Source organism: Streptomyces sp. NBC_00442 (genome assembly GCF_036014195.1).
Lineage (GTDB): Bacteria > Actinomycetota > Actinomycetes > Streptomycetales > Streptomycetaceae > Streptomyces.
In genome coordinates, this window is record NZ_CP107918.1 from 703,210 (window position 1) to 727,421 (window position 24,212).

The following is a 24,212-nucleotide window of genomic DNA, read 5'->3' on the forward strand; positions in this document are numbered from 1 at the left end:
TCAGGGCAGGATCTCGACGTACCCGTCGGCCCCGTGCACACGGATCCGCTGCCCGTCCCGGATCAGCCGGGTGGCCCGCTCCACGCCCACGACGGCGGGAAGGCCGTACTCGCGGGCGATCACCGCGCCGTGGGTCATCACGCCGCCCACCTCCGTCACCAGGCCCGCGATCCCGACGAACAGCGGTGACCAGCTGGGGTCCGTGAAGGTCGTGACCAGGATGTCGCCGGCTTCGAGGTCGGCCCGCGCCATGTCGAGGATCACGCGGGCCCGCCCCTCGACGGTCCCGGCGGAGACCGGGATGCCCAGGAGGGCGCCGGCCGGCGCGTCCTCGCGCCGGTACGCCCCGGTGAGGGCCTCGCCGTCCGAGGTGAGCACCCGCGGCGGTGTCAGCGACGCGTGGACCACGAACGCCTCCTTGCGTTCCTCGATGAGCCCGCCGTCCACGTGGTTCGAGCGCACGACGGCGTCGAGCTCCCCGACCGTGAGGTAGTGGATGTCCTCCTGCTCGGCCAGCACGCCGGCCCGCACGAGGCGTCCGGCCTCCCTCAGGAGTGCTTGCTTGTAGACGAAGTAGCGGCTGATGACGCCGTACTTGGGATACTCCCGGTACCCGGCGAAGGTCCTGACCCGGTCGATCATCCGCTTGGTCTCGTCGGCCTTGCGGTCCCCGTCCGGCAGGGCGCGCAGGCGGGTCAGCACGTCCTGTTCCTTCTGCCACGCCTTCTGCCGGCCCTCCTCGAAGCGGCGCGCTGCGGCTCCCGCCCCGAAGTTCCTGACGTTGTCCAGGATCGCGGGCACGAGGGTGGCGGGGCGCTCGCTCCAGCGTGGCCTCGTGATGTCGATCTCGCCGACGCAGCGCATCCCGTACCGGTCGAGGTAGGCCACGATGGCGTCGCGCGCCTCGGTCCCGCCCGCGAACGCCGTCAGTCCGTCGAGGAACGCGTCGCCCTCGACATCCCGCATGAACGCGATCACCTCCGGATGCGGGCGGATCACGTCGGCGACGTCGAGCAGCGCCAGACCCATTTCGGACGTGATGTTGTCGGGGGCGGACAGCGTGAGCGTGTCGGCGGCGTTCTTCTCGCCCAGCCACTCCCCCAGCTTGTCGTTGAGCCACCAGGCGGCCTCCATCCCCGCCATGATGGCCTGCATGCTCAACGGGTCGCCGAGCACCCGCTTGTGCTCGGCGAAGGCCTCCTTCAGGAAGTCGAACAGGGCCGGGCCCGTCTTCGTCCCGATGGCGGCCTTCAGAGCGGCGAGGGATGCCTCGCTGCGTCGGATCAGTTCGGTGACGACGGCCGGGTCGGTCTCGATCGGCGCGGGCGGCCCGCCGGCCGACGGCCTGCCCGCGGGCCGCTCGGCCGCGGACTGCTCGGCCGCGGACTGCTCGGCCGCCGACTGCTCGGCCGCCGACTGCTTGCCCACCGATTGCCCGACGGCCACCGGGCCGCCCGGGTCCGCGTCCGGCAGGGGCCGGACGAATCCGTCGCGCTCCAGGACGGTCTCCAGGGCGTCCCTGGTCAGCGGATCACCCCTCCCGATGAGGTCCAGAAGCGCGGCGCGGCTCGCGGGCGACGCGAGACGCGCGGTGGCGTCGACGAACAGCCTGCCGCCCGCCTCGCACATCGGCGCCATCGCCGTCGCCTTCCACACCGAGAGCCCCAGCGGCTTCATGGCGTCGGTCATCATCTGCTGATGTCCGACGGACAGGTAGACGCGGTTCTCCTCGTCGCCGCTGTCGGGAACCGGGAACAGCGTCGTGATGGGCCGGCTCTGCACGACGTGGAAAGCGTCGTCGGCCAGGCACCACTCGATGTCCTGCGGCCGGCCGAAATGCGCCTCGATCCGTCGTCCGATGCGCACCAGCCGCAGGGCCTGCGTGTCCGTCAGCGCCGGCTGCTCCCGCCGGTGTGCGTCGATGGCCACGTCGCGCGTGCCGCCGGCCGGCGAAGCGTCGATGGCCCGGTGTCCGGCGGCGATCGTCCTGGCGACGATCGTGTCGTCCCGTACCGTGAAGACGTCCGGGTTCACCAGGCCGGAGACCAGCGCCTCGCCAAGGCCGAAGCCGGCGTCCACGGTGGCCACCTTGCGGTTGCCGGTCACGGGGTCTGCCGTGAACAGGACGCCCGACGCCTGCGGGAACACCATCCGCTGCACGACCACCGCCATGTGCACCGCGCGGTGGTCGACGCCGTTGCGGCGCCGGTAGGTCACGGCCCGCTCGGTGAACAGGGAGGCCCAGCACCGGCCGATGTGCCGCAGCACCTCCGCCGGTCCCACGACGTTCAGGTAGGTGTCCTGCTGGCCCGCGAAGGATGCGGTCGGCAGGTCCTCCGCCGTCGCACTGGATCGCACGGCGTACGCGGCCCGCTCGCCGAACCGGGCGAGCACGCCGGTGATCTCCGCGGCGATGTCGTCCGGAACGGCGATCCCTTCGACGGCCCGGCGAAGCTCCGCGCTGAGCGTGCCGACCGCCTCGCGGTCGTCGGGCTCCACCCGTGACAGCCGGTCGAGCAGGGCGTCGACGGACGGCACCCCCGCCACGACCCGCCGGAAGGCGTCCGTCGTCACGCAGAAGCCGGCCGGCACCCGGATTCCCTCGATCCGCGACAACTCGCCCAGATGCGCGCCCTTGCCGCCGACGAGGGCGACCCGCGTCGCGTCGGCCTCCTGCAGATCCAGCACGTACTGCTCGGTCACTGCGATTCCTCCGTGGGGATGTGTCGTTACCGCGTTCGTGTCGTTACCGCGTTCGTGGCGTTACCGCGTTTGCGCAGGCAGGGGCATCGGCCGCTGATTGTGCGCCACCACGGGGGCCTTGCGGCAAGCCCCCCACCGAGCTATACGTTGAGAGAGGCAGGGAGAGACTTCTCCCTGCCTTTGTCATGCTGCCTTTCCCTGGCGACGCCCTGCGGATTCCGCGCCGCGACCCCGGAGCCCATCGACAGATGACGAAAAAACACCTCCGGCCTTTCATACATCTGTACGACGTGGGGTCCGGAAGGTTCTGCGAGAGTGCCGTTCGCGACAAGAGGCGGTGTCGGGGCGGGAGTTGAGTTCCTTCCGCTCGACCGCCGACGCATTCGCTTCAGGAGGCTGTGGTGACGGACGAGCCGGACGAGACGGACGAGAACAAAACGCGCAAGAACGGCCTGTACGGGGGCGTGAGCGCGGAGCTCGCCGCGAACATGAAAGAGGGCTGGGCGGACACCGAGCGCCGCCACCTCCAGCCCATCACGCAGGCGCCGCACACCGCGCGCCGCCGGGCGGCGCTCTCCGCCCTGTTTCCCGGCGAACTCCTCGTGATCCCGGCCGGCAACCCGAAGGTGCGCTCCAACGACACGAACTACCCGTTCCGGCCGTCGTCGGACTACGTTTATCTGACGGGTGATCAGTCGCAGGACGCCGTCCTGGTCCTCGAACCGCGCGAGGCGGGCGGGCACCAGGCCCTCGCCTACCTCCTCCCCCGCTCCGACCGCGAGTCCGGCGAGTTCTGGCTCGACTACCACGGCGAGCTCTGGGACGGCCGCCGCAACAGCCTCACCGAGAACGAGCGGCTCCTCGGCCTGCCCTGCCGGGACGTCCGCACCCTGCCCCGGCGGCTCGCGGAGGCGAGCGGACCGGTCCGGCTGCTGTGCGGGTACGACGCGGAGGCCGAGGCCGCGCTGAGCGACCGGGTGACCACCGAGCGGAACATCGAGTTCCGCGCCGCTCTGTCCGAACTGCGCCTGGTCAAGGACGAGTTCGAGATCGAGGACCTGCGCCACGCCTGCCGGGCCACCGCGCGTGGCTTCGAGGACGTCGTGGCCGTCCTCGGCACGGACACGCCGACCCCGGAACGGGTCGTCGAGGGCACCTTCTGGATGCGCGCACGCATCGAGGGCAACGACGTGGGCTACGCCTCGGTCTGCGCGGCGGGCAGCCACGCCACGACCCTGCACTGGGTCCGCAACGACGGCGAGGCCCGTCCGGGCGACCTGCTGCTGCTCGACGCCGGCGTGGAGAGCCGCGACCTCTACACCGCCGACATCACCCGCACCCTGCCCGTGGACGGCCGCTTCACCCCGGTGCAGCGCCAGGTGTACGACGCCGTGTACGCGGCACAGTCGGCCGGCATCGCCGCCGTCGGGCCGGGCGCCAAGTACCGCGACTTCCACCACGCCGCCCAGCGCGTGCTGACCGAACACCTCGCCGCCTGGGGCCTGTTCGGCGGGCGGTCGGTCGACGAAGCGTACGAACTCGGCCTGTTCCGGCGCTGGACCCTGGCCGGCACCGGGCACATGCTCGGCCTCGACGTCCACGACTGCGCCAAGGCCCGCACCGAGCTGTACGTGGACGGCACACTGGCCGCGGGCATGGTGCTCACCGTCGAGCCGGGGCTGTACTTCCAGCCGGACGACCTGACGGTGCCCGAGGAGTTCCGCGGCATCGGTGTCCGGATCGAGGACGACATCCTGGTCACCGAGGACGGCAACGAGAACCTGTCGGCCGCCCTCCCGCGCTCCGCCGACGACGTGGAGGCCTGGATGGCCCGGCTGCGGAGCTGAGAGCGGCCCGCCCGGGGGCCCGGCCACGCCGACACGGCGCGGCCGGCCCCCCGGGCCGACCTGCTGGGATCTTTCCCGGAACGGACCACCACACGAGGGGACGAGAGCGATGGAACAGCGGGACGGTTCGCGCGGACTGCGCAGCCACGATCGTCACGTACCGGACGCGGTGGCCGAGGTCTTCCGGCACGGGTGGGCCGAGACCGGGCTGCGGACGCCACCCGTGCCGGGGGCCGCGTGGGCGGCCGAACGGCGCGCTGCGCTCTCCGACCGGTTCCCCGGCGAGCGGATCGTCATTCCCTCCGGCGGCCCCAAGACCCGCAGCAACGACTTCGACTACGCGTTCCGGCCGCATTCCGCGTACATCCATCTCACGGCCGAGCAGGGCACGCACGCGGTGCCGGACAGCGTGCTCGTCTTCGAGCCGACGGCCCACGGGCACGACGTCACCCTGTTCGTCCGGCCGCGCTCGCCCCGCGACGCCGGCCCGCACGGCGCCGAGCTCTACAGCGACCGCCGGCACGGCGAGTTCTGGGTCGGCCGGCGCCGGACGCTCGCGGAGACCGCCTGCGCCCTCGGCATCGAGGCGGTCTCCCGCGACCACTTGGAGCGGGCGCTCGCCGGCGGTGTGCCGACGCGGGCCCTGCGGGGCGAGGACCACGTGGTCGACGCCCTGGTGGCGCCGTCCGCGCCCGCCGACACAGAGCTGCTCGCCTTCCTCTCGGAGCTGCGGCTGGTCAAGGACGCGTGGGAGATCGAGCAGCTGCGCGCGGCCGTGCGGCACACGGTGGCCGGCTTCCACGACGTCGCCGCCGAACTGCCGCACGCCACCCGCGTGGAGCGGGGCGAGCGGTGGGTCGAGGGCACCTTCAACCGGCGCGCCCGGATGGAGGGTTACGGCCTGGGATTCGAGACGATCGCGGCGGCCGGCGCGCACGCGTGCGTACTGCACTGGATGCACAACGACGGACCGGTGCGGGAGGGCGAGCTGCTGCTGCTCGACGCGGGCGTCGAGGCCGACTCGTTCTACACCGGGGACGTGACCCGCACTCTGCCGGTCGGTGGACGCTTCACCGATGTGCAACGCCGGGTGTACGACCTGGTGTTCGCCGCCCAGTCCGCGGGGATCGCCGCGTTGCACCCCGGCGCGCGGTACGGCGCGTTCCACGACGCCGCGACGCGCGTCATCGTGGAAGGCCTCGACGCCTGGGGGCTGCGGCCGGGCGGCGACGTGATCGCGCACGAGCCCGCCCTGTACCGCAGGTACACCGTGTGCGGCACGGGTCACATGCTCGGTCTCGACTGCCACGACTGCGCCGCGGCCCGCAGCCGGACGTACGCCCAGGGCGTGCTCAAGGAGGGCCATGTGCTCACCGTCGAGCCCGGACTGTACTTCCAGCCCGACGACTTGACGATCCCGGAGGAACTGAGGGGCATCGGCGTGCGCATCGAGGACGACTTCCTCATCACGGCGGACGGCGCCGAGTGCCTGTCGTCGGGCCTGCCGCGCGGCGCCGACGAGGTCGAGGCGTGGATGGGCGAGCTGCGATGAGAGCACTGCGGTGAGAGCGCCCCGGCGACGGGCCGGGGTCGGCTACAGGCGGCGCCAGCGTGCGGAGGCGAAGGAGAAGGCGCCGAAGAGGATCAGGCCGAGGGCGACGGCGAGCAGGAGCCAGGGGCCCATGGGGGTGTCCGCGAGGCTGCGCAAGGTCGCGTCCATGCCCTTGGCCTGGTTGGGATCGAAGCGGACGGCGGCCACCAGGACGAAGACCCCCGCGGCGGCGAACACGATGCCGCGGGCCGCCCCGCCGCCCACGCCGAGCGCGGTGACCCCCATCTTCGTACGGGAGCTCATCGCGGCGGTGTCCAGCTGGCGCAGGAAGCGTCGCATCGCGGCCCGCACGGCGAGCGTGAGGCCGACGCCGATCAGGACACAGCCCGCCGCGCCCACCAGGAACCGGCCGAAGGAAAGCTTGAGGGCGGTGGCCGTCCAGTCCCGCGACTTCTCGTTGCCGTTGGAGCCGCGGCTGTCGCCGGTCGCGAAGGTCGCGGTGGCCCAGCAGACGGAGGCGTAGAACACGGCGCGGCCGCCGTCCATGACGCGTGAACCGGCCTTGCGGTGCGGCCCTCTGGTGAGCACGGCCCGCGCGCCCCGCCACAGTGCCATGCAGCCGAAGCCGACGACGAGCAGCCACAGCATCACCTTCCCGAAGGGCTGCGCCGCGACCTGGTTGAGGGCGCCCTGCCGGTCCGCCTGGCCGCCGCTGCCCAGGGCTATGCGGATGGCCAGCACACCGATCAGGACGTACACGACGCCGCGGGCGACGAATCCCGCCCGTCCGGCCGCGCTCAGCGTCTCCCTCTGGGCACCGCGCCGGCCGAACTTGCGGTTCACGGACGTCAACGCCCTGCTTCCGGCTCCTTGATGACGTGCGTGGGACGAGCTCACGATGTCCTCCTTCGGGGCCGAACGCGCCCTGCGGTAGCGTGTCGCGAAACGGTCGGCCGGTGCGACGACCACGACGCCCACGGGAAGCGGTGCCGCGTGCCGTGGACCGCCGGTCCTGTGTGCACGTCGAGTGTGCCCCCGCCCGCGAAGGTCAACCGGTGGGTGACGTCCCCCGATCAACCGGCGGACGCGCTCGTCGTCCACCCTGCGTAGGGGGACTGTCCCGCCAGGTGAACAGCGCGGTGATCAGGTCAGGTGAACAGCGCGGTGATCAGGGCGATGTCGTCGTCCTTGTTCCGACCGAAGCGCGCGAGCAGCACATCGCACATCTCCTCCAGGTCGGTGGGGCCTTCGGCGACGGCGTCACGGAACTCGGCGAGGGTGACATCGAGGCCGACGTTGCGCACTTCCACGAGGCCGTCGGTCACCATGAGCAGGCGTGTGCCGTGGGGGACGGGCAGGACCGAAGGCGGCGGATGGCTCAGGCCCAGTCCCAGAAGCGGGCCGTGCGCGGTGTGGAAGCGCGGGCCGGTCCGCGGGTCGATCACCAGCGGGGGGATGTGACCGGCGTTGGCGATGTGCATCCGGCGCTCTCCGGGCGGGATCAGAACGAGGCAGAGAGTCACGGTGATGCCTGGCTGGGAGTGGCCGAGCAATATCTCCAGACGTTCAAGGATGCGGTGCGGCGAGTGGCCCTCGATGGCATAGGCGCGCAGCGCGTGGCGCACTTCGCCCATGACGGTCGCGGCGGTCACCGAGTGGCCGACCACGTCGCCGATGGCGAGCAACAGGCCGTTGTCGGTGTGCACCGCCTCGTAGAAGTCGCCGCCGATTTCGGCGTGTTCGGAGGCGGGCAGATAGCGGAAGGCCAGGTCGATGCCCGCCACTTCGGGCAGTTCCTTGGGCAGGAACGAGCGCTGCAGGGCCAGGCCCAGCGCGTGTTCCTCGTTGTAGGTGCGCAGGGCTTCGAGGGCGAGTGCGCTGGCGTTGGCCAGTTGCTGGAAGACCTGCTCGTCGTCGGCGCTCCGCAGGGCGTCCGCGGGGACCGCCAGACAGATGGGCGGGCGACCGCGTTTGGTGCGGGCCAGTGCCAGAGCGACATCCCCACGGAGGTGGTCGCCGGGGAGCAGGGCTCGCCAGTGCCCCTGCGGGATCCGCACGATGGTGACCCCGGTGCCCCCGTGCAGTCCATGGGCCGACAGCTGATCCAGCAGGTCGGGGTGGGCGGGGTGCACACGCAGCGCGCTCCGGGGGCCGTCGATCATGCTGTGCACGGCCTGCGCCTGGGGCGAGAGGAACACCCCGCTGGCGGGGCACGTCAGGACGGTGGCGGCGCCGCCGGTGGCCGCCGAGGCGAACGAGTGGAACCCTACGGCGCTGTAGACGTCCAGCGTCGCCCTGTTGAGGGCGATGAGGCGCTGGGCCAGTCGTTCGGCGCGCTGGCGTGCACGGGCGTAGCGCAGGGTCGCGGTGACGGTGGCGAGGAGCTCGCCCGGGTCGATGGGCTGGTCGAGATAGGCGTCGGCTCCCCTGCGCAGCCCCTCCGCGTGATCGTCCGGGCTGACGGCGGCGGCGGAGATCTGGATGACGGGCAGGTGGGCCGTCAGCGGGTCGGCCTTGACGCGTTCGCTGACTTCGAAGCCGCTCATGTCCGGAAGCCGGACGTCGACGATCGCGATGTCCGGGAGTTCGGCGGACGTGCCGTCGAGTAGGGCGAGCCCCTGTTCGCCCGTGCCCGCCGTGAGGACGGCGTGGCCGGCCCGCTGCAGCCACCGCGTGAGGACGTAGCGGTTGGTCTCGTTGTCGTCGATGACCAGAACGGTGGCGGGCCGGACGTCGGGGGCTCTGTCGATCACTGGCCTGCCCCTTTGGCGTGCGGGTACGGGGGGTTCGTATGGCTGAGGTCCGGCAGGCGCAGGCGGACACAGGTGCCGACACCGACGGTGCTGGTGAGCGTGAGCGAGCCGCCGAGCAGCTCGGCGAGGGTGCGGGCATAGGGCAGGCCCAGGCCGGTGCCGGGCCGCCCGCTCTGGTGCGGGCCCCGGACCTGGTAGAACACCTCGAAGACCCGTTCCAGCTCGTCGGGCGGGATGCCGACTCCCGTGTCGCTGACGGTGAACAGCACCGAGGGGCCCGACGGTGCGGGATCGGCGGCTATGTCGAGGCGTACCTCGCCCGCCTCGGTGAACTTCAGCGCGTTGGTCAGGAGGTTGCGCAGAATGCGCACGAGCAACGTCTCGTCGGTGACCAGCGGCGGCAGCTGTTCGAGGTCGGACGTGACCAGCGTGAGACCGTCGTGGCCATGGCTGCTCACGACCAGACTGCCGAGGTGACCGACGAGCAGCCTCAGGTCGACCCTTTCGGGATGGATCTCGACGTGTCCGGCCTCGGCCTTCGCGACGTCCAGCAGGTCGCCGACGAGCGACAGCAGCGTGTGGCCGCTGGATGCGATGAGGCCGACCTGCTCGTGCTGCTCATCGGTCAGCCGGGGCGAGCTGGGTGCCAGGAGCAGGGTCGAGAGGGCGACCACGGAGTTGACCGGGGTGCGCAGTTCGTGGCTGATGTTCGTCCAGAACCGCGTCTTGGCCTCGCTCGCCTCCTGCAGCTGACGGCGCTTCTCCTCCAGCTCCGAATGCAGCGCCAGCACCCCGCTGTTGGTGTCTTCGAGCTCCTGCGTCAGCTCCGAGTACAGCGCGAGAACGCCGCGGTTGGTTTCCTCCAGCTCTTCGTTGAGCCGGTGCAGTTCCTCCCGCTGGGCGCGTGTCTCCTCCAAGGCGGCGATCAGGTCCCGGGTCTGGGCACGCAGGTCGTCGGCCTCCGTGGAACGCGCTTCGGCCTGGAGCACTCTGGTCAGGCCGGCACGTTGTTCGGCGCCGCTCGCGCCCTGCAGGGGGAGCGGCTGCGTAATGACGATACGGCTGGGCGCGGCCTCCCCCTCGTAGGCGACCCGAACGAGCTTGCGGACCAGGTCGAGGGTGTCCCGGCCGGGCGGAGGGCCGTCGGCCCAGGTGAACGTGACGACGAGGGCGTCGTGCTGCGCCGTCTGGTCCAGGCCGAAGGAGACTTCGAGGCCGGTGCAGGCGAGGCGGTCGCGTCCGAGTTCGCTCAGGGCGGTGGCCAGCCGGACCTGGTCCTGTCGGTCCAAACCCAGCACCGCGGCCGCTTGTTGGGCGCTGCGGCGCAGGCCGAAAACGTCCTGGGCCGAGGTCAGGGCGAAGGATGCCGTTGGGGCTGGAGTGCTACGGCCGGGCTGGAGCACGGCGGCGTGGCGGCCCGGCTCAAACGCGTCGGCTGCCATGCTCGCCCCGCCCCTCGTCGCTCACCAGTCCCCCTTGACGACGACGACGCTGGCGTCGTCGCGCCGCACTGCCGCTTCGCGCAGCAGTTGGCCCGCCGTGACGAGCGGCGAGTGGTGCAGCAGTCCGGGCATCTTCCCCGGATCCCATCGCTCGGTCAGCCCGTCGGAGTGCATGACCAGGGCACCGTAGCCGGGCAGCGGCTCCTCGAAGGTTCGCAGGCGCCGCATCTGCGCGCCGACGATGCCGGGAGCCGACAGCAGGGCCCTGCGCCCGTCGTCACCCACGAGGAAGCCGCTGACGTTGCCGATGCCGCAGTACAGCACCCGGCCGGCTTCGGGCTCGATCCGGGCCACGGCGGCCGCGCCGCCGCGGGTCCCCTGGAGAGCGCGGTGTACGGCGTTGAGGATCCCTTCCGGGCTCGACTCGGTGGTGGACTCGAACGCCTTGACAGCGGCGGAACTCGCGCGGGCCGCGAGGGGCCCGTGGCCCAGGCCGTCACACATCATGACCAGGACGACGGGCTTCCCGCCCCCGGTGTCGACGCTGCGCACCGCCCACGCGTCCCCGCACACGCTCTCTCCGCTGATGGGCCTCGTGACCCCCGCGGCGAGCGAGGAACCGGGCGAGGCGACAACCGCCCTGCCGTCCACGGAGCGGGGCCAGAACTGGGCGGCCATGACGGTCCCCCGGCCGGGAAGGGAGTGCAGGTCGAAGTGGTCCGCGAGCCGCGAGACCGCTCCGAGGCCGATTCCGAGGGTGCCGGCGCTGGACGCCCCGTCGGCGAGGGCCGCGGACACGTCTGTCATGCCGGGCCCCGAATCGACGGTGAGGAACTCGACACCGGCTTCGCCGTCGTCCTCACGTATCACCCGGAGCAGGAGCGCCCCGTCCACGGCATGCCGGTGCACATTGGTGGCCGCTTCGGTGACGGCGAGCGCGACTTCCGCCGCACGGTGGGCGTTCAGGCCGATGCGTCTGGCCAGCGCGGCGGCCGCTCCGCGTGCGGCCGCCGCGAGCGACGCGCCGTCACGGAACCAGGCCACGTCCTCGGAGGTCAGAATCTTCGTGTTGTTCATCGCACCCATTTGATGATGGTGATGGTCGTGCCGTCGCCCGGAGCGGTGTCCAGAGCGAAGTCGTCGACCAGCCTGCGGGCCCCGCTGAGTCCGAGCCCGAGCCCGCCTCCGGACGTCCAGCCGTCCGTCATGGCCTGCTCGACATCGGGGATTCCGGGGCCGGAGTCCTCGAATATGGCGCCCACGCCGCGTTTGCCCGCCCGGCTCACGGCGCCCGCCGTGACCGTGCCGCCGCCGCCGTAGATCAGCGTGTTGCGTGCGAGCTCGCTCGCCGCGGTGATCATCTTCGTCTGGTCGACCAACGACAGCCGGCACTCCTGGGACAGTGCCCTGATGGCCTGGCGGATCTGTACGAGATCACCACTGCGCTCGATCGAGTAGACGCGTGGCTCCTCCCCCGCCGCCCACGGGGCGGTCACCGCAAGCCCGAACTGGCTGGCTGGCTCAGCTTCGCCAGCCCCTTCTCCAGGTTCAGGGCCGTGCTGACCCCGCCGAGCGAGAGGCCCAGCTCGACGAGGGTGATGGCCACGGCCGGGCGCATGCCCACGACCACGGTCCGGGCGTCGAGCACGCGTGAAATGGAGGCGATGGTCGCCAGCATGCGTCCCACGAACGAGTCGACGATCTCCAGCGCGCCGATGTCGATGATGACGCCCGTGGCCGACCTCGCCACGATCTGGTCCGCCAGGTCCTCCTGGAGGTTCAGTACCGTCTGGTCCTCCAGGTCGAATTGCACGGACACGATCAGCGTGTCTCCGATCCGGAGGATCGGAATGCGGTCACTCATCGCTGTCCGCCCTGATGGGCGACCAGGTCGACGCCCGACCGGCGCAGGGCCAGCTTCAGGGCATCGGCCAGGCTCGCCTTCGTCACGATGCCGTCGAACTCGATGCCCAGGGCGACGATGGTCTGCGCGATCTGCGGGCTGATGCCGGACACCGTGCACTCGGCGCCCATCAGACGGGCGGCGACGATCGTCTTCAGCAGGTGCTGGGCGACTTGGGTGTCCACGGCGGGCACACCGGTGATGTCGATGATCGCCTGCTCGGATCCGGTGTCCACGAGCGCCTGGAGGAGCTTCTCCATGACCACCTGGGTGCGCGCCGAGTCCAGCGTGCCGACCAGGGGCACGGCGATGACCCCGTCCCACAGGCGCACCACCGGCGTCGACAGCTCCAGCAGCTGCTCCGCCTGCGCGGAGATGAGCTCGTCGCGCGTCTGCGTGTACGTCTCGATGGTGAACAGGCCCAACCCGTCCAGGATGCGCCCGAGCTGCAGATAGGCCCGCACCACGTCGGCGGAGCCGTCCTCGAGGAGCGGTTCGAGCACGCGCTTCAGGGCGAAGACGCTGACGGCGGTCTCACTCGGCGAGAAACCCTGCCGCGCCCTGTTGCGCGAGAGCTCGGTCAGCAGGGCACGCACCTCCGACATCTGCTCGGAGTGGACATCGACGGCGCCCTGGCGCAACGCCTCCACCAGAGCCTCGTACAACTCCCGCAGTTCACGTTCCAGTTCGGCCTTGCCCATGCGTCTGCCGAGCGTTCCCGATACCTCGCGAACCCACGACGAGGCCAGGTCCTTGTCCTCTACCGAGAGGATCCCCACCAGGTCCACGGCGCTGTCTCGCTTCACCATTCAGGTGCTCCTTCGGCATTCATATGTTCGCGTCAGCGTTGACCCGTGCAGCCTACGGCACCGTTGAAGTGCGCAGTGTCGGCCTATTGCCTGGTCCCCCGTAGGGGGTGGCACCCGCGAAAGCCGGACGGCAAAGCGGCGGCGCGAAGAGCCGGGGCGGCCCCGTGCCTGCCTGTCCCACGCGAAGCCGGGGTGAACCGGATTCGGCCCTATCGCCCACGCGTTTCACCGTCCGTACGCGCCCACTGGGCGTTCGCCCCGGAGGGTCAGGTAGCGACGCCGGCCGGATCACCACCGGGGTCGTCGGTCAGGGCGATCTTGATCGTGACGCGCTTGCCGACCGGCTCCCGACGGACCTCGAAACTGCGGCACACGCCCATCACGATCTCAAGGCCGTGCTGGCCCACCCGCCCGGGGTCCACGGGGCGGGCCATGGGAAGGGACGACTCGCTGTCCCAGACGCTGACCTCGACCATGCCCTCCCTCACCTGCAGGTCGAGCAGGCAAGGGCCCGGCGCGTATTTGTAGGCGTTCGTCACCAGCTCGCTCACCACCAGCTGGACGGTTCCCATCACGCGGGACGACACCGGGATGCCGTGAACGGCCTGCACATCCGCCAGGAAGCGACGTGCGAGGTCGCGGGCCGCCGCGATGGGCTCATCGCCACCGAACGTGCCCGCCGACCATATCGGCCGGTCCGGCATTACGCGCCGGACCGCGTCATCGCACACTCTTGGATCCACAACGCCATCCCCCGTTCCCCCTGTGCTCAGCTCTCCCCCGCGTACCCACGAATGACTCCGCCACACCCTGGCACCGGGCCGTGCCTGCGCCGGAGCCGTCCAGCCCGCCGGTACGGCCGAGCCGATACGGCCGATACGCCGGCATCAAGCTCACCGAGCGAGGCAGTCCTCCACCACCTTGCGGTCCAGCGCGGCGCGCACGAGCGCCGCCGCCAGTTCCGCGCGCGGGGTGTCCCCGGCGAGACGGATCAGCGCGGCGCAGTCCCGGGGCAGGCCGAGCCGTTCGGCGCCCTCGACGGCCTTCGCGTCCAGGAAGGGCGCGAACTCCGGCCAGACGTCCTGGACCTCGCGCAGGAAGATGGTGACCCCGGTGGGCCCGAGTCCCGGGGTGCGCCGCAACAGGGCGCTCAGTTCGCCGGCGTCACCGTCCGCCTCCTCGCGCAGGTTGCGCAGGTCTCCGCTCCACTCGTCGAGCAACAGCCGCGCTCCGTCCCCGAGTTGGGTGGCGGTGCGTTCGTCGTAGCGCCGGTAGCCACCCTCCCCGAGCGCGTCGACGCGCTGCTGCCACGTCGCGTCGGCCATGCGGCGCGGATCGCGCAGCCCGGCCTCGTGCAGTGCCCTGGACGTCGCGACCGCCACGGAGGCCCGGATCCGCGCGCTGAGCAGATCGGCGAGGACCAGCGTCCGGTACAGCGGCTGGGGGGTGTTCTTGAGCCGGATACCGGCCTCGGCCGCGTACGTCCGTGCGTGCCGGCGCAGCAAGGTCCGCATCACCTGCGCGTGGTCGCTCATCGCTCCGGATGCTCCCTCACGATGCCGGCGGGATCCTTGTCGTCCCGCAGGCCCTGGTAGCGGGGATGGCGCAGCAGACCGTCACGTGTCCACTCCGTGAAGGCGATCTGCGCCACGAGCCGCGGGCGCACCCAGTGCGCGGCGCGCTGCGCCGGACGGTCCGCGAAGGGGCAGTCGGCGTCCCGCAGTTCGTCGAGTTCGTGCCGCAGGCGGAGCAGGGCGCGGCGGTCGAATCCGGTGCCCACCTTGCCCGCGTAGCGCAGCAGCCCGTCCGCGTAATAACCGATGAGGAGGGCGCCGATGCCCTCACGGCTGCCCGCGGGCTCGGTGAAGCCGCCCACGACGAACTCCTGACCGCGGGCACATTTCAGCTTGAGCCAGTCGCCGGAGCGGCGGGCCTGGTACGTGCTGTCGGCCCGCTTGGCGATGAGCCCCTCCCAGCCGCGCCGGCACGCGTCTTCCAGCAGCGCGGAACCGCCCTCGTTGCGGTGGGCGGTGAAGCGCAGCGGCGCCGCGAACGTCATGGTGCGGCGCAACAGGGCCTTACGGGTGCGCAGCGGCAGACGTCGCACGTCGACGCCGTCCAGGCGCAGAAGGTCGAAGGCGTAGTAGGTGACGGCCACGTCGCTCGCCGCGACGTCCGCGGGCCGGGTCAGCCCCATGCGCTGCTGGAGGCGCGCGAAGTCCGTTCTGCCGTGTGCGTACGCCACGATTTCGCCGTCGATCGTGAAGTCCGCGCAGTCCTGCTGGGCGAGGGCCTCGACGATCTCCGGATAGGTGGCGTCGAGCCGCCGTCCCGAGCGCGATCTGAGGGTGACCCTTCCCGCTTCCCGTACCGCGAGGACCCGGATGCCGTCCAGTTTGCGCTCGAAGACCCAGCCGGAGGGAAAGTCGCGTCGGTCACTGAGGGTGGCCAGCATGGGGGACTCCGCCAGTTCGATGCCGGGTGCCGCCCGCGCGGTGCGCGCCACGAGGTCGGGCGCCAGCGCGTCCAGCGGGCCCGTCACCGCCCGCCACCGCTTCCCGGGTTCCAGGTCTCGGCGTCCGGATCCTCGGCCATCTGGCGCAGTGTGCGACCGCTGCGTACCGAACGGGCCCGCCGGGGATCGGGGGTGCCGCCGTGGGCGGCGCCGCGGCCCGAGCCGGTCCGCACCAGGAGCCACGGCGGCTTGGCGGCCGGGCCGTGGCGCTCTTCCTCGCGTCCGTGGAAGCGGGTCAGCGCGTACTGTCCGCGGAGCTTCTCGCCGTGCAGGACGAACGTGGCGTGCCCGTGCTCCAGGGCCTGCCCGAAGGGCACTGGCCGGTCGCGCTTGTCGTGGCTGGTGGGCCGGTACGTGCCGCGGTCCCACACGATGACGGTCCCGCCACCGTATTCGCCCCGCGGGATCACGCCCTCGAAGTCCTGGTAGTCCAGGGGGTGGTCCTCGGTGGGAAGGGCGAGCCTCTTGTCACGCGGGTCGGTGGACGGGCCCTTGGGCACCGACCAGGACTTCAGTACGCCGTCGACCTCCAGACGGAAGTCGAGGTGCAGGGAGCTCGCGTCGTGGATCTGCACCACGAACGAGGGATCGCCCTGAGCGGTTGGTGGTCCGGCGTCGGCGGCGCCGCTGCCGCGCGGTTCGCTCGTCCTGTCGAAGTGGCGCTTCCCGCGGTAGGTCCGCAGGTCGTCCTCCTCACCCATGGCGACCTCCTCCTGTCCGGGCGGCACGGCGGCCGGGCGCGCGCGAACGCGGTGCCCGGGACCCCACCGGTCATGCGCGCCCCGCGTCCCACGGTGGTGCCTGCCTGTGTCGCACGGTGATGCCCGTCCCGTCGTGTCTCATCATGGCCCGGCGCGGTGCCCGGGGCATCAGGACGCCGTGGTCACCCTGCCGGGTGAGGACTGGACGAGGCCGCCACGACGGACTGAGGCCGTCCGTTCCACGGCAGAAGTGCCAACCCACGGCGGATGAGGGGTCGCCGACCTCAGGCCGGGGACCCCAGACACCCGCACGCCCATCTCGAACCTGCGCCAGCCGTCTACCAGAGCACCCTGGCGCGGCGCTCACTGTTGAACCCAAGGCCGTGCCGATAGATCTCCGGCACCCAGTACCGCCCGTCCGACCCCTTGCTGAAGACACCGGATTCGATCAGCAGGTCTGCCTCCGCGACGGTCAGCTCGACCTGTTCGAGTTCGAACGGGACCAGGACGGAGTGACCGAGTCCTTGCATGTGGGCCAGTAGCCTGCCAATTTCCTTATCCTCCTCCCCTACTGAAACGATCTTGTTTCTGCTGCACTGGAGCAACGCCTTGCGCATGGCGGTGGGGACGAGCACGCGGTCGTCCACAGTCTCGTTGTACTGCTCAGAGTTCTTCGCTGCCGTCGCGAGGAACATGACGACGTCCCGAGCCTGCACCTGGCCGTTGAAGTCCCCGAGGGCCGCAGGCACCCACAGATGAGAGCGCGCCTCGCGTGACTTCTCGCTGCCCATCTTCCAGCCCCACACCTGGATGAGACTGTTGATCAGCTCGTCCTCCGACAGATCGGTGATCTCGGACAGAGGCACGGGTTCGGTCAGTGCTCCGGCATGTGCGGTCACCCACAGGGCGAGACGCAGTGCCTCTTCTTTGCTCCAGTGAAGGGCGTAGTGGTCGAACCTGCCAAGGAGCTGTCCGCTGTTCTGCCGGACCGCCCCGGTGACCAGATCACGTCGGACGAAAACCACGAGCCCGAAGGGCCGACCCCGCAGCGAACGGAGCCACCCCAGGACGTCGATCAGCAGGACCCTCAACGCCGTGCGTTTCGTATCGCTGTCGAGGTTTTGCAGAAGGTCCTCCAGGCCGTCGATCACGAATACCGCTTTGGCCCTTCGGCCAAGATCGATCAACGCCTCTTCGGAGCTCCGCTGCTCGGATACCTCCAACCCGCAGGCCATGGCGAGACATTCGAGCCAGAGGCTCCGCCAGCCGAGTTCCTCTTGGCCGCCGAGCTGACCGAGGCCGGCCTTCAGTCTGTCCGCGATGCTGGACGCGGTGACGTCCAGACGCGGCACGTCTCCGTGGGCAGCCGCGAAGGTGTCACGGAGGTCCTGGGGTTCGAAATCCGCGGACTCCAAATTCGCCGACTCCAGGACAGGCACGACGGGGGCCTCTACCGTCACGCCTCCAACCCCAGACTGCGCCGCGAAGGTCTGCCACGTGCGTGCCGCACAAGCCTTTGCGTACATGAACGTCTTGCCTGCCCCCTTCGCCCCCACCACTAGAGCCTGCGGAAGCTCAGTACGGTGGTCGGCCAGTAGACGGCGGAGCGGTTCCGTCACGAGGAAGCCACCGGCCGAGGAGAGCCCGCTCTGTTCCGCGTAGACGAGGTTGCCTGCGGTTCGTGCCAGCTTGCTCCGCAACTGTGCGTAGTCCGCCTCCGCTTCCGGCCCCGCGCCGGACACAGGTCCACTCGCTCCTCGGAGCGCCGGGGCCGGAAGAAGTGATTCGAGCCCGTCGGCGACTCCACACGCCGCGATCACCTCGAGCACGGCGTCCCACGAGGAAGGAAGCGCAAGGAGCTCTTCTCTGAACAGGCTGAGTACGGGCTGGGCAAGCAGCGCCGCGTCCACGGTTCCGGTGTCGTCCCCGTCCGCTGCCGCCACCGGTCCGTGAAGTGCGGCCCTAAGAGCCGCCGCCAGGGAGTCGCACGCGGCATCGGCCTGGGCGGTGTGGGTGTCCATCCGGTACTGGGTAATGATGATCGCGGTAGCAGGGTCGGCGCCTTGGAGGGTGGGCGCCTTCCCGCCAAGTTGACGAACCATCAGCTCTGTACCGGCAAGCGACTGATGGCTCAGCGTGGTCACGAATACACGCTGAACCCTGGGGTCGAGAAGTACCGGGGCAGAGAGTTCGGAAGCGCCCGCCCGGAGGTCGACGACCACGGTGTCCACTCCGAGACGCGCCCCCAGCGCTGCCAGTGCTTCGGTCACGAAGTACGTGGGTCGCCCGGGTGAGAGGAGATCAGCGGGCTCGATGCGGGGCGGAGTCAGAGTTACACGGCGACTTGAGGGCATCACCGTGATACTCCCGCCACTCGCGTAGTGGCCGGCCTGCTGGTTGGGAAGGTAGGCCGCGGCGATGTCGACCGCTGTCGTCGAGTCGTCGTTCTCATCACCCTGCAGGAGAGTGATGAAGTCCTCGTAGGTGAAGTCGCACTGCCCCCCTTGCTCCTTGTGCATCCAGGTGATCCCCGGAGCCTCCAGGTCGGCATCGACGAGCAGAACCCTGCCACCATTGCGCGCCAGCCTGTCGGCCACGGCGACCGCGTGCACCGTGCGCCCGACGCCCCCCTTGAAGGAGTGGAATGCCATGAGCTGCACGTCATCGACGAAGGTCGGCGCCTCAGGCCGGTGAAGGGGTTCTGCCAGTTCGCGCGTGATGTGCTTCTCACGAAGCAACGGCACGCGCCTCCTCTGCGTACCGGGCTGCTCAGGGTCCACGGTGAGCTCGACCCGCAGTCCGGTGAAATCGGTGGTACGCGGATCGTCGAGACCGAGCAACAGCGCGCCATCGACCCACCCAGCCGACCCGGTGCCGAACACCGCGTCCAGCCAGCGCTTCACTTCTTCCGGCGCGATGCCGCTCTTGGTGATCAGTTCCAGACAGTCCCACCAGCCGTCCGCGGCAACGAGCCAGTCGGGCCACTCGCCCGCCAATGCCAGTCTGGTCAGGTGCTCATCCACGTCCACCCAGCTGAAGAGGTGGCCAGGAGGCATGATTCCGCTGTCCATGATCTCCAGCTTTCCCGGTTCCGCCACGACTCGACGCCCCTTAGTCCTGCTCGCACCATGAGATGAGTTCGTCCAGCAGGTCACGGGCTTTCTTTTCGTCCTCTACGTGCAGTTTCACACCATAACGCCAGGCTTGATGCAAGTCGGCGAGAGCTACGTCCACTCCGGGCTGCCCCGCCGCTCGACAGTTCTGCATCCCTCTCAGTGCCGCGCCCAGGCGCCGCGGAAGCCCGAGGTCCCTGGCCAGCTTCCAGAGATCATGCGTCGGCTCGAGATGCGATGTGTCCCGGAGGCCCTTGCGTACGAGCACCCTCTCCTTGAGAGCACACTCCGCCGCATAGAAGAGCAGGAGGCACGACGTGACTGTGTCCCCGCCGTCAGCCAACCGGCCCGCGCTGTCCCGCAACTGCCCCCGCCGCTTTCGGAGAGCGTGCGCCCCCACGTGAAGCACCATGCGTCACATCATCGCATCGTGACCGCATGGCGCGGCATCAATACGATCAAGCGGCCAAAAGACGCCCGTGCAAGGCAGAATGAAGACGCCGGAGACGAACAAGCGACCGCGTCCAAGGCGTCGGCAGAGCCGCGGGCCGACGGCGCGCGGCGGCTGCACGGCCCAGGAAGTGGCGCAAGAGCCGTGAACAGTCCGCTGCGCGAATCTCACACCGGCCTCCCGCGGTCGACTGCCGTCGCCGTGACCTCGGCTCAGCCGTCGCGGCGATGGACGCTGACGGCGTAGCCGCCGTCCTCGTAGGGCGCCGCGTCCCACGTGGCGAAGCGGGCCACGGGGGTGAGGCCGGCGGCGGCGCAGTGGGCGTCGTACTGCGCGAGCGTGAGGGCCGGCGGCACGGGCAGGTGGGCGGTGTCGAGGCCGAAGCCCGCGACCAGCAGGCCGCCCGAGCGCAGGGCCGCGGTCAGGCGCTGAAGCACCGTGGCTTCCGTGCCCGGCGTGACCAGCGGCAGGACGTTCCCCGCGGCGACGACGAGGTCGAAGTCGGCGGCGACACCGAGCTCGGCGGGATCGAAGGCGGCCAGATCGGTCCGGAACCAGGGCAGTCGAGGCGCCCGCTCCCGTGCCACGTCCAGCATCGAGGCGTCCAGGTCGACGCCGACGCAGTCGTACCCGAGCTCGGCGAGCCGGATCATGACCCGCCCGGTGCCGCACCCGGCGTCGAGCACCCGGGCCCCCGCCGGCACCAGGGCCGCGCAGAACGCCGCCTCGCCGTGCACGTCCTTTCCGCCGCGGGCCAGCGCCTCGAAGCGCGACGCGTACTCGGCCCCGGACGTTCCACCGGTCAGATCCTGCCAACGACTCATGACGCCGACTGTAGATCGTCGGGGGGGCCCGGCCGTCGCCCCCGGCCCCATGGGCCCGCCGAGCCGGTCCGATATCCTGACGAGGTGGCGGAAAGAACCGGCGGAGAGCCGCAGATCGACGGTCGCTCCACCCGGTGGGACGAGCACAAGGCGCAGCGCCAGGTCGACTTGGTGGACGCGGCCGTCGCCCTCATCGAGGAGGAGGGCACGCGCTTTCGCGTGCAGCGGCTGGCCGAGCGGGTGGGATTGCCTCGCTCCGTGCTCTACCGGCACTTCAAGGACCGCGCCACGCTGGACGAGTTGATCCGCCGGCGGGTCGTGGATTCGTTCATGCGCCGCATGGAGCCCACCCTCACCTTCGAGGGGACCGTCGAGGACGCCGTGCACCGGGTGGTGGGCGCGCACCTGGACTGGGTGGCCCAACACCCGCGCCTGTACGCCTACATGGGCGTCGCGGAGCATGCGATGGGGGACGGCTCGCTGGTGGCCGACACCAAGACGGCCATCGCCCTGATGCTCAGCGAGCGGTTCGGGGACGTACTCAAGGCGCTCGGGGTGCCGCAGGCGCCGATCCGTTCGGTCGCGGTCGGCATCGTGGGTTTCGTGGACACCGCGGTCAACCAGTGGGCGCACGACGAGCGGCGTGAGCAGACCGAGGAGGAGCTGCGCGCGATGTTGTGCCGCTCGGTCTGGGCGATCCTCGACGCGACGCTGCGGGAGCTGGGCGTGCACCTGTCGCCGCAACAGCGCGTGTCGGATCTGGAGCCGCGCTGACCGGGCTCCGGCACCGCCGGGTGGGCGTCCTGCGGTGACGTCCTGTTGTGGCCCCGCGCCAACCGGTGGGGTCGAACCTGCCGGGGCCGTCAGCCGCGTACCGCCGGAACCGCTCGTGCCGCGGCGCGGTGCAGGGACTCCGTGTCCGTGAGTTTGACGCGGGGACGCCCCTGGGCCTCGCCCGCCGCGCGCTCCACGCGGTCGATCGCACGCCAGGCCTCCAGGCCCAGGGCGTTCCCGGCCGTACCCACGGTGGACACCGGCCGGGCGAGGCGGCCGTCGGCGAAGTCGTCCAGGAGGGAGGCGACCGTCTCGTGGGCGCAGGTCTTGTTCGTTCCGATGAAGCCCGTCGGACCCCGCTTGATCCAGCCCGCGACGTAGACGCCGGGCTCGACCCGTCCGGACTCGTGCGGGACCGTCGCGGTGTGCTCGTCGAAGGGCAGGTCCGGGACGGGACGGGCCCGGTAGCCGATGGAGCGCAGCACGAGGCCGGCATCCAGGGTGCTGATGTCGCCGGTGGGCCGGGCGCGCACGGTGCCGTCGTCGTCGGTGCCCAGCGTGGTGGCGGTGACCTCGACCCCGCGTACGGAGCCGTCCCCGACGATCCGCACCGGGCCCGTGAGGAAGCGCAGCACGATACGGCGGCGGCCTTCGACCGGCGCGCGGGCGGCCAGCTCCGCCAGCAGCCGCGTCTTGTCGGTGGCATCGGGTGCCAGGCCCTCGGGCCAGCCCTCGACGCACACGTCCACGTCCTCCAGGGCGCCGAGCGCGAGGAGTTCGGGCACGGTGAACGCGGCCTGCGCGGGTCCGCGGCGGCCGAGGAGGACGACCTCACGCACCTTGCTGGTGCGCAGCGCGGAGAGCGCGCGGTCGGAAATGTCGGTACGGGCCAGGGCTTCGGGGTCGGCGGTGAGGACGCGGGCGATGTCGAGGGCGACGTTGCCGTTGCCGATGACGACCGCGCGTTCGCAGCCGAGGTCGTGGCCGTCGTGCGCGCGGTCGGGGTGGCCGTTGTACCAGGCGACGAAGTCCGTCGCGCAGAGACTGCCGGCCAGGTCCTCGCCCTCGATCCCGAGACGCTTGTCGGTCGCGGCGCCGACCGCGTAGATCACCGCGTGGTGCTCGCGCAGCAGGTCGGCGTGGGTGATGTCGGTGCCGACCTCGACCCCGAGGCGGTAGCTGAAGGCGGCCTGCGCCTCGATGGCCCCGAACAGCTCCGTGACCCGCTTGGTGTCCTGATGGTCCGGCGCGACTCCGGCCCGCGCGAGACCGTACGGGGTGGGCAGCCGGTCGTAGACGGTGACGCGCACGCCCGGATGGCGCAGCAGCTCGTCGGCCGCGAAGAGCCCGGCCGGTCCGGCGCCGACGACCGCGACGGACAACTCGCCCTCGGGAATGCGGCGTTGACGCGGCACCACGTACATGGGGGCCCGGTCGGCGTGCGCGTTCTCCTTGTAGTACGAGGCGTTCAGCTCAAGGAACGGCAACTCCGCCTGGGCCAGCGCCGTGTGCGGTTTGAGGGCGTCCACCGGGCAGGCCGTCGTGCAGGCACCGCAGTCCACGCAGGTACGCGGATCGACGTACAGCATCTCCGTGGTCCCGAAGCCCGGCTCGCTCGGCGCGGGGTGGATGCAGTTGACCGGGCAGGCCAGCACGCAGGAGGCGTCGGCGCAGCAGGATCGGGTGACGACGTACGGCACGGCGGGCTGGTCTCCGTTCGGGCGTTCAGGGCTTCAGACATTCGGGCGTTCGGGGGGTGGGGGGTCGAGGAGTTCAGGCATTCGGGCGGTCGGGGAAGGCGGGGTCGGCGCGAGGGCCTGCGGGGCTTCAGTCGGTGAGCGGGGCCGGCTCGCCGCGGAAGCGTGCGGGGCGGCCGTCGATGCGCAGGGCCCTCCACAGCGGGCGGGACGCCCTGTTCATCAGGCCGATGTCCTCGGCGAGCATCCGTACGTCGGAGAAGAGCTCGTGCAGCATCGTCCGGCCGGCCTCGGACTTCCAGAAGACGTCCTTGATCACCCAGGCCGGGATGCCGACCTGCTCCGCGGACTTCCGGTCGGGGATCATGATGACGTCGCACAGGCTGCGCATGATCAGCGGGAAGAGCACGGACAGGGCGCCGCGGCGGGCCTTGCCGAAGCGCGGGACGCGCAGGCGCAGGAACTCGTGCGCGAAGGAGATGTGGCGGGCTTCCTCCGCTATGTGGATCTGCATGATCCGCTGCGGCAGGGGATGCACCGGTTCCCCGCTGCGCAGGGCCCCCTTCTGCAGATGGTCGATGGGCTCCTCCCCGGCGAGGATGCCGGTGAAGAACGCCTCGGGATAGAGGGAGCCGAACAGGGGCAGCACACGGCTGAGTTGACGGAACCAGCGCTTTCCGCCGGCGGTGTCCACGCCGGTGCGGTTGACCAGTTCCTGGAACATCTGGGTGTGGTGGGTCTCTTCGGTGACCTCGTGGGTGAGGTACCTGAACTCCTGGTTCCGGTTGCCCAGTTGGTAGACGTAGTCCAGCGCTCCGCGCATCAGCAGGTTCTCGAACTGCATGCCCACCTTGGCGATCACGGCCCAGCGCCAGATCCCGATCCGGATCCGCGTCTCCAGCGGCTGCTCCTGGTACCAGGGGTGGGCGCCGAGCGCGTCCGCCGAGGTGAGGACCCAGCGCGGGTCGCTCGGGTCCACCGCGAACGCGGGGTCGTCCCATGCGATGTCGGTGAACGCGTTGAAGTGGACGTTGACGGAGCCCTCGGACAGGGTCCGCAGGCGCTCGTCGTAGGCCTTCCTGGTCAGGTGCGCGGTCATCGTCGTCCTCGCTTGTCTGGTGGGCCGCG

Annotated in this window: 19 protein-coding genes; 3 read left to right on the forward strand and 16 right to left on the reverse strand. The window is 70.8% G+C overall.

The window, feature by feature from the left end; translation table 11 throughout:
• Positions 1-2,703 carry a rifamycin-inactivating phosphotransferase gene (rph, locus tag OG432_RS03270; protein WP_328307502.1) on the reverse strand — a complete coding sequence of 901 codons (2,703 nt, stop codon included), beginning with the start codon at positions 2,701-2,703 and terminating at the stop codon, positions 1-3.
• Positions 2,704-3,104: 401 nt separating this feature from the next.
• On the opposite strand from rph, the gene OG432_RS03275 reads away from it, so the two are divergent.
• Positions 3,105-4,550: an aminopeptidase P family protein gene (locus OG432_RS03275; protein ID WP_328307504.1), complete on the forward strand. Its 1,446-nt coding sequence runs from the start codon at positions 3,105-3,107 to the stop codon at positions 4,548-4,550.
• Positions 4,551-4,659: 109 nt separating this feature from the next.
• Positions 4,660-6,102 (forward strand): aminopeptidase P family protein, encoded by a 1,443-nt coding sequence (locus tag OG432_RS03280; RefSeq protein ID WP_328307506.1) that lies wholly within the window; start codon positions 4,660-4,662, stop codon positions 6,100-6,102.
• Positions 6,103-6,144: 42 nt separating this feature from the next.
• Here the strand turns inward: OG432_RS03280 and OG432_RS03285 are convergent, their stop codons facing one another.
• From OG432_RS03285 to OG432_RS03345, 13 genes are all read right to left on the reverse strand, one after another.
• Positions 6,145-6,903 carry a DUF1206 domain-containing protein gene (locus tag OG432_RS03285; protein ID WP_328314981.1) on the reverse strand — a complete coding sequence of 253 codons (759 nt, stop codon included), beginning with the start codon at positions 6,901-6,903 and terminating at the stop codon, positions 6,145-6,147.
• A 347-nt stretch (positions 6,904-7,250) separates the two neighbouring features.
• Positions 7,251-8,855, reverse strand: a complete 1,605-nt coding sequence (locus tag OG432_RS03290) for a fused response regulator/phosphatase (RefSeq protein ID WP_328307508.1) — start codon at positions 8,853-8,855, stop codon at positions 7,251-7,253.
• Entirely contained in the window at positions 8,852-10,297 is a 1,446-nt protein-coding gene (locus OG432_RS03295; protein ID WP_328307510.1) for an ATP-binding protein, read from the reverse strand. Before OG432_RS03295 ends, OG432_RS03290 begins: the two co-directional genes overlap by 4 nt.
• Before the next feature lie 21 nt (positions 10,298-10,318).
• Positions 10,319-11,383, reverse strand: a complete 1,065-nt coding sequence (locus OG432_RS03300; RefSeq protein WP_328307512.1) for an ATP-binding SpoIIE family protein phosphatase — start codon at positions 11,381-11,383, stop codon at positions 10,319-10,321.
• Entirely contained in the window at positions 11,371-11,793 is a 423-nt protein-coding gene (locus OG432_RS03305; protein WP_328307514.1) for an ATP-binding protein, read from the reverse strand. Before OG432_RS03305 ends, OG432_RS03300 begins: the two co-directional genes overlap by 13 nt.
• A complete protein-coding gene (locus OG432_RS03310) occupies positions 11,790-12,161 on the reverse strand; it encodes an STAS domain-containing protein (protein ID WP_328307516.1) in 372 nt (123 codons plus the stop codon). The genes OG432_RS03305 and OG432_RS03310 overlap by 4 nt, the downstream gene beginning before the upstream one ends.
• On the reverse strand, positions 12,158-13,009 hold the full coding sequence (locus tag OG432_RS03315; protein WP_328307518.1) for an STAS domain-containing protein: 852 nt from the start codon (positions 13,007-13,009) through the stop codon (positions 12,158-12,160). The genes OG432_RS03310 and OG432_RS03315 overlap by 4 nt, the downstream gene beginning before the upstream one ends.
• Positions 13,010-13,275: 266 nt before the next feature.
• Positions 13,276-13,713: an ATP-binding protein gene (locus OG432_RS03320; protein ID WP_328314982.1), complete on the reverse strand. Its 438-nt coding sequence runs from the start codon at positions 13,711-13,713 to the stop codon at positions 13,276-13,278.
• Between the two features lie 189 nt (positions 13,714-13,902).
• The gene (locus OG432_RS03325; protein ID WP_328307520.1) at positions 13,903-14,544 is read right to left on the reverse strand and encodes an endonuclease; all 642 of its coding nucleotides are present in this window, start codon (positions 14,542-14,544) and stop codon (positions 13,903-13,905) included.
• Positions 14,541-15,551 (reverse strand): non-homologous end-joining DNA ligase, encoded by a 1,011-nt coding sequence (gene ligD / locus OG432_RS03330; RefSeq protein WP_328307522.1) that lies wholly within the window; start codon positions 15,549-15,551, stop codon positions 14,541-14,543. The genes OG432_RS03325 and ligD overlap by 4 nt, the downstream gene beginning before the upstream one ends.
• Positions 15,548-16,225, reverse strand: coding sequence for a DNA polymerase ligase N-terminal domain-containing protein (locus tag OG432_RS03335; protein ID WP_328307524.1), 678 nt, complete (start codon positions 16,223-16,225; stop codon positions 15,548-15,550). The genes ligD and OG432_RS03335 overlap by 4 nt, the downstream gene beginning before the upstream one ends.
• Positions 16,226-16,563: 338 nt before the next feature.
• The gene (locus OG432_RS03340; RefSeq protein ID WP_328307526.1) at positions 16,564-19,323 is read right to left on the reverse strand and encodes a KGGVGR-motif variant AAA ATPase; all 2,760 of its coding nucleotides are present in this window, start codon (positions 19,321-19,323) and stop codon (positions 16,564-16,566) included.
• Between the two features lie 678 nt (positions 19,324-20,001).
• A complete protein-coding gene (locus tag OG432_RS03345; protein WP_328307528.1) occupies positions 20,002-20,613 on the reverse strand; it encodes a class I SAM-dependent methyltransferase in 612 nt (203 codons plus the stop codon).
• An 84-nt stretch (positions 20,614-20,697) separates the two neighbouring features.
• On the opposite strand from OG432_RS03345, the gene OG432_RS03350 reads away from it, so the two are divergent.
• On the forward strand, positions 20,698-21,387 hold the full coding sequence (locus OG432_RS03350; RefSeq protein WP_328307530.1) for a TetR/AcrR family transcriptional regulator: 690 nt from the start codon (positions 20,698-20,700) through the stop codon (positions 21,385-21,387).
• A gap of 89 nt (positions 21,388-21,476) precedes the next feature.
• Here the strand turns inward: OG432_RS03350 and OG432_RS03355 are convergent, their stop codons facing one another.
• Positions 21,477-23,087 carry an FAD-dependent oxidoreductase gene (locus OG432_RS03355; RefSeq protein ID WP_328307533.1) on the reverse strand — a complete coding sequence of 537 codons (1,611 nt, stop codon included), beginning with the start codon at positions 23,085-23,087 and terminating at the stop codon, positions 21,477-21,479.
• 127 nt (positions 23,088-23,214) lie between these two features.
• Positions 23,215-24,183, reverse strand: coding sequence for an AurF N-oxygenase family protein (locus OG432_RS03360; protein WP_328307535.1), 969 nt, complete (start codon positions 24,181-24,183; stop codon positions 23,215-23,217).
• Between the last annotated feature and the right edge of the window lie 29 nt (positions 24,184-24,212).

What these genes read in the sequence shown, in the direction of transcription:
- OG432_RS03280 (WP_328307506.1), top strand. Translation starts at nt 4,660, where the DNA reads ATGGAACAGCGGGACGGTTCGCGCGGACTGCGCAGCCACGATCGTCAC.
- OG432_RS03295 (WP_328307510.1), bottom strand. Translation starts at nt 10,297, where the DNA reads ATGGCAGCCGACGCGTTTGAGCCGGGCCGCCACGCCGCCGTGCTCCAG.
- OG432_RS03300 (WP_328307512.1), bottom strand. Translation starts at nt 11,383, where the DNA reads ATGGGTGCGATGAACAACACGAAGATTCTGACCTCCGAGGACGTGGCC.
- OG432_RS03310 (WP_328307516.1), bottom strand. Translation starts at nt 12,161, where the DNA reads ATGAGTGACCGCATTCCGATCCTCCGGATCGGAGACACGCTGATCGTG.
- OG432_RS03315 (WP_328307518.1), bottom strand. Translation starts at nt 13,009, where the DNA reads ATGGTGAAGCGAGACAGCGCCGTGGACCTGGTGGGGATCCTCTCGGTA.
- OG432_RS03320 (WP_328314982.1), bottom strand. Translation starts at nt 13,713, where the DNA reads ATGCCGGACCGGCCGATATGGTCGGCGGGCACGTTCGGTGGCGATGAG.
- OG432_RS03325 (WP_328307520.1), bottom strand. Translation starts at nt 14,544, where the DNA reads ATGAGCGACCACGCGCAGGTGATGCGGACCTTGCTGCGCCGGCACGCA.
- OG432_RS03335 (WP_328307524.1), bottom strand. Translation starts at nt 16,225, where the DNA reads ATGGGTGAGGAGGACGACCTGCGGACCTACCGCGGGAAGCGCCACTTC.
- OG432_RS03345 (WP_328307528.1), bottom strand. Translation starts at nt 20,613, where the DNA reads ATGAGTCGTTGGCAGGATCTGACCGGTGGAACGTCCGGGGCCGAGTAC.
- OG432_RS03360 (WP_328307535.1), bottom strand. Translation starts at nt 24,183, where the DNA reads ATGACCGCGCACCTGACCAGGAAGGCCTACGACGAGCGCCTGCGGACC.